Here is a 4,699-nt window from a genome sequence, read left to right as displayed (position 1 = left end):
CACTCCCATGCAGCCACTGCAGGCAAGAACTCATCAGCCACACCCGGTCCTCCCGGACCGACCAACAACTTACGGAGTACTCATGACCCAGCAGTTGCGACCGGCGAGATCCACCGACCCCGGAACATCCGGACTGGATCGCTTCTTCCGCATCACCAGCCGCGGCTCCACCATCTCCCGCGAATTGCGCGGCGGCCTGACCACATTCGTCGCGATGGCCTACATCGTGATGCTCAACCCGCTGATCCTCGGCTCGTCCGCGGATGCCACCGGCGCGCGGCTGACCCCGGAACAGCTGACCACCGCCACCGCGGTCACCGCCGGTGCGATGACCATCGTGATGGGCCTGGTCGGCAACGCACCGCTGGCGCTGGCCGCCGGGCTCGGCGTCAACGCGGTCGTCGCCTTCACCATCGCCCCCGCGATGACCTGGGCGCAGACCTTCGGCCTGGTGGTGCTCGAAGGCATCGTGATCGTCGTCCTGGCGGTGAGCGGCATCCGGGAGAAGATCATCAACGCCATCCCGGCCCCGCTGAAAACCGCCCTCACCGTCGGCATCGGCCTCTACATCGCGCTGATCGGCCTGGTCAGCGCCGGGTTCGTGACCCGCAAGCCGGATGCGGCCAACACCACCGTGCCGGTCCAGATGGGCCAGGGCACCGAAGGCCACCTGGTCGGCGTGCCGATCGCGATCTTCTGCCTGAGCCTGCTCATCATGCTGGTGCTGCTGGCCCGCCGAGTGCCGGGCGCGATCCTGATCGGCATCGCCGTCAGCACCGCGATCGCGATCGCGGCCAACGCCGCCTTCGGAATCGCCCCGGAGGACTGGGGCACGATCGTGCCGGAACTGCCCGACCACTTCGTCGGCAGCCCGGACTTCAGCCTGTTCGGCAACGTCGACCTGTTCGGCGGGTTCGCCGCGGCTGGCGGCATCGCGGCCACCGCCTTCCTGTTCACCCTGGTGCTGTCCGGGTTCTTCGACGCGATGGGCACCATCACCAGCGTCTCCTCGGAGGCCGGGCTGGTGAAGGGCGGCAAGGTCGAGGGCATGGGCCGGATCCTGGCCGTCGACGGGGTGGCCGCGGCCGCGGGCGGGCTGGCCGGATCGTCGCCGAACACGGTGTTCCTGGAATCGGCCACCGGCGTCGCGGAAGGCGCGCGCACCGGCCTGGCCAGCGTGGTCACCGGCCTGCTGTTCTGCGCGACGCTGCTGTTCACCCCGCTGGCCGCGGTGGTGCCCGCGCAGGCCGCCGCACCGGCGCTGGTGATCGTCGGCGGGCTGATGATGGCGCAGGCCCGGCACATCCCGTGGGATGACGCGGACTACGTCATCCCGGCGTTCCTGACCATCGCGGTCATCCCGTTCACGTACATGATCACCAACGGCATCGGGGCCGGGCTGATCGCCTTCGCGGTGATCAAGCTCGCCCGCGGCAAGGTCCGCGAGATCGGCTGGCTGGTAGGTGTTCTCGCCGCGGTGTTCGCGCTCTACTTCGGCATCGAAGCCATCGAAGCCCTCGTGGAGTGACCGGGGTCGTGAGTGCGAAAGCGGGTTGGAGCCCGCTTTCGCACTCACGAGCAGCGGTACTGTCCGTGGGGTGGGTGCAGTGACGAAGGTTGCGGGAGTCGTGCTGGCGGCCGGGGCGGGGCGCCGCTTCGGAATGCCGAAGGCGCTCGTCGAGTACCAGGGGAAGCTGCTGGTCGACCGCGCCGCGCAGGTCCTCGCCGCAGGTGGGTGCGAGCCGATCGTGGTGGTCCTCGGCGCCGCCGCCGACGAAGTCCGCGACCGCGCCGAACTGACCGGCGCCACGGTCGTGATCAACCCGGATTGGCCCAGCGGCATGGGCTCGTCCCTGCGCACCGCGCTCGACGCGCTCGCCTCGACCGACGCCGTCGCCGCGCTCGTGCTGCCGGTGGACATGCCTGGAATCGGCCCGGAGGCCGTCCGCCGCGTCGCCGCACACGCCAGCCCGAGCGCGCTCGCCGCCGCCGCGCACCACGGGAACCGCAGCCACCCGGTGCTGCTCGGCCGGGACCACTGGGCCGGTGCCCGTGCCGCGGCCACCGGTGACGCCGGTGCCCGCGGCTACCTGAAGGGGCGCGACGTCGCACTGGTGTTTTGCGACGACGTATCAGAAGGCTTCGATATCGACCAACCTGAAGACCTGCGCCGAATCAAGCCGTAGAGTCGACGGCCACGCGTGACCGGCCCCTGTTCCCCAACGCTGCGGTTCCGGTGAGCGAAGTCACACGAGCGCCCGAGCGAGCCGAGGCGGAGGCATTCATGGCAAGCGGACACATCACCGCCAACTACGTGCCCGATGGAGACGACTGGCTGGTCACCGTGACGGCCGGTACCGACCACCGCACGGCCCGCGCGCCTGGGCTGATCGCGGCGCGGGACCAGGCGGACCAATTGATCGAGCAACTCGCCCCGAACTCGGCGGGCCGCGTGGTGATCCACCTGCTCAGCGGCGACGGCTTCGCTTTCACCACCGCCTACCTGCAGGCCCGGCACGGACTGTCCGACGAAGCGACCCGCCAGGCAGCAGCCGCCGCAGTGGGCAACACGAGTAGCGTCCGCAGTACCCGCAGCGCTCGGTGAGCGCGCGCGACACCCTGAATGCGTGCACAGTGGACGAATCCGGCCCGGACTCTAGGATGTCCGTCGTGAATGCGCCGATGAGCAGTGCACGCGAGGAGGAAGCAGCGTTGGCCAGCGCCGAACCGAGCCGCCCGGCCACCGGCCGGGGGCGCCCGCGGGACGCCACCCGCGACGCCGCGCTGCGCCAAGCCGCCATGGAGGTGCTGGCCCAGGTCGGCTACCGCGCGTTGACGATGGACGCCGTCGCCGCGCACGCGCGGGCTGGCAAGGCCACCATCTACCGGCGTTGGGACTCCAAGCTCGACCTGGTCATCGACACCTGCAACCAGCTGGTGCAGCGCAGCATCCCAGAACCCGATCAAGGCTCCATCGAAGGCGATCTCGGCGAATTCCTGCGCGGCTTTGCCGCCTTCCTCACCGGCCCGGCAGGCAAGGCCGCCCAGGCGCTGGTCGGCGAGCTGCCGCACGAACCGGAACTGGCCGCCGCCTTCCGCGAATCGTTCCTGCTACCGCAGCGCGACGTGCTGCGCCGGATCATCGAGCGCGGTGTGCAGCGCGGCGAGATCCGGGACGACGCGCCGATCGACACGGTCGTCGAACTCGCTGGTGCCGGGCTCATCCACCGGCTGATGCTCACGGGCGAACCACTGGACACCCGCTTCGTGGACCGGCTGCTCCGCGAAGCACTGCTCCCGCTGCTGCGCGGCCGATCCGCGCCGCCAGCGTGACCACCGCACGCGCGCGAAATCCACGATCGAACCGGAAACCAGCGGGTTAGGGTGGGAGCATCCGGTGAATGGAGGGGCCGCGTGGCGCACGGATCGGTATCGGAACTGCACCGCTGGCCGGTGAAATCGCTGCGCGGTGAACCGATCAGCGCCGCCCGGTTCGATGCGCGCGGCATGGCCGGTGACCGCGCCTACGCACTCCTCGACGAGCGGCCCACGCGGTCCGGCAACGTGCTGACGGTCCGGCAGAACCCCGAAATGCTCAGCTGGGCCGCCAGCTACGGCGACATCGCCGACCCGGCCGAACCACCGACCCTGCACGCCCCGGACGGCACCAAGTGGTCCTGGCAGGACCCCGAACTCGCCGACGTCCTCGCCGACTCCCTGGACGTTCCGCTCCGCCTGCACGCAGCCGACGGCCAACAAGACCGCGGGCCCACCGTGCTCGTCACCTTCGAAGCCTCCCGCGTCGGGCTGGGCGAAGAACTTGGCGCCGACGTCGACATCCGCCGATTCCGGACGAACCTGCACGTGACCGCCGACGAACCGGCATTCGTCGAAGAGGATTGGGAACCCGGCACCGTGCTCACCGCGGGAGAAGTCGAGCTGACGGTCACCGGGGAGCACTCCGGGCCATGCATCCGCTGCGCGGTGCCGAGCTGGGACGCCACGGGCCGACAGCGGTGGCGAGACCTGCAAACCCACCTCATCCGCCGCCACGACAACAAGTTCGGCGTGATCATGCGGGTGACCCGGCCAGGCACGGTGCGCCGGGGCGAAGCCACGTCGGTGGCCTGAACTAGTCGCGGGTCTTCGGCCGCATCCCCGAAGACCCGCCGACATCACCGAAACAGCTTGCGCACCACCACAATGGTGACAAGAGCGCCAACACCGATCAGGGCGTAGCGCACCCGCGGATCGCGGAGCTTCTCCTGCACGCTGGACTTGCCTTGCTCGACGAAGCGCTTCGGGTCCGCCTTGACGCTCAACTGGTCCAACGTGGCGGCCAGCGCGTCACGCGCCTGCTCGATATCGCGCTCGATGGTGTCTGGATCACGGGCCACGTGTCCTCCTCACTTCACCTGGCTGCTGACACCGTAGAGCACCGCCGAACCGGCAACGCACCAGCGGTTCGCGTGTCGTGCCGGGCACCCGGTCGGGGAACGCCCGGCAACGGAGATCACGGCACCCGCTAGGCTGTGCAAAGCGGGGCCGTAGCCCAATTGGCAGAGGCACTAGGTTTAGGTCCTAGCCAGTGTGGGTTCGAGTCCCACCGGCCCCACGAGGCGGCGAGTGCTGCTCGCCGCCGCTGCGGCCTCGCCGTTGCCCGGCTTTTACTTGCGGGGGCCGAGCCCCCGCAGACCCC

Annotated in this window: 6 protein-coding genes and 1 tRNA gene; 6 read left to right on the top strand and 1 reads right to left on the bottom strand. The window is 69.9% G+C overall.

All coding sequences use genetic code 11. The features are described 5' to 3' along the window. Positions 1-82 precede the first annotated feature (82 nt). The 5 genes from MOQ72_RS43905 to MOQ72_RS43885 all read left to right on the top strand — a co-directional run bounded on the left by MOQ72_RS43905 (position 83) and on the right by MOQ72_RS43885 (position 4,131). Positions 83-1,528, top strand: coding sequence for an NCS2 family permease (locus MOQ72_RS43905; RefSeq protein WP_242191993.1), 1,446 nt, complete (start codon positions 83-85; stop codon positions 1,526-1,528). Positions 1,529-1,607: 79 nt separating this feature from the next. Next, entirely contained in the window at positions 1,608-2,186 is a 579-nt protein-coding gene (locus MOQ72_RS43900) for a nucleotidyltransferase family protein (protein WP_308198079.1), read from the top strand. Between the two features lie 98 nt (positions 2,187-2,284). Further along, positions 2,285-2,605, top strand: coding sequence for a hypothetical protein (locus tag MOQ72_RS43895; protein WP_242191992.1), 321 nt, complete (start codon positions 2,285-2,287; stop codon positions 2,603-2,605). Positions 2,606-2,682: 77 nt separating this feature from the next. After that, entirely contained in the window at positions 2,683-3,333 is a 651-nt protein-coding gene (locus MOQ72_RS43890; RefSeq protein WP_242191991.1) for a TetR/AcrR family transcriptional regulator, read from the top strand. An 81-nt stretch (positions 3,334-3,414) separates the two neighbouring features. Then, the gene (locus MOQ72_RS43885) at positions 3,415-4,131 is read left to right on the top strand and encodes an MOSC domain-containing protein (protein WP_242191990.1); all 717 of its coding nucleotides are present in this window, start codon (positions 3,415-3,417) and stop codon (positions 4,129-4,131) included. A gap of 44 nt (positions 4,132-4,175) precedes the next feature. On the opposite strand, the gene MOQ72_RS43880 is transcribed toward MOQ72_RS43885, so the two are convergent. Beyond that, positions 4,176-4,397 (bottom strand): DUF3618 domain-containing protein, encoded by a 222-nt coding sequence (locus MOQ72_RS43880; protein ID WP_242191989.1) that lies wholly within the window; start codon positions 4,395-4,397, stop codon positions 4,176-4,178. 144 nt (positions 4,398-4,541) lie between these two features. Between MOQ72_RS43880 and MOQ72_RS43875 the strand changes: the two genes are divergently transcribed. Beyond that, a tRNA-Leu gene (locus MOQ72_RS43875) sits at positions 4,542-4,615 on the top strand. The last annotated feature ends 84 nt before the right edge of the window (positions 4,616-4,699 follow it).

It is taken from the genome of Saccharopolyspora soli (assembly GCF_022678645.1).
In the GTDB taxonomy this organism is placed as follows: Bacteria; Actinomycetota; Actinomycetes; order Mycobacteriales; family Pseudonocardiaceae; genus Saccharopolyspora; species Saccharopolyspora soli.
The sequence above is the reverse complement of the archived record's forward strand: the minus strand, read 5'-3'. Positions and strand labels throughout refer to the sequence as shown.

Bases quoted from the DNA above. Each gene is read 5' to 3' on its own strand.
- MOQ72_RS43895 (WP_242191992.1), top strand. From the start codon at position 2,285: ATGGCAAGCGGACACATCACCGCCAACTACGTGCCCGATGGAGACGAC.
- MOQ72_RS43890 (WP_242191991.1), top strand. From the start codon at position 2,683: ATGAGCAGTGCACGCGAGGAGGAAGCAGCGTTGGCCAGCGCCGAACCG.
- MOQ72_RS43905 (WP_242191993.1), top strand. From the start codon at position 83: ATGACCCAGCAGTTGCGACCGGCGAGATCCACCGACCCCGGAACATCC.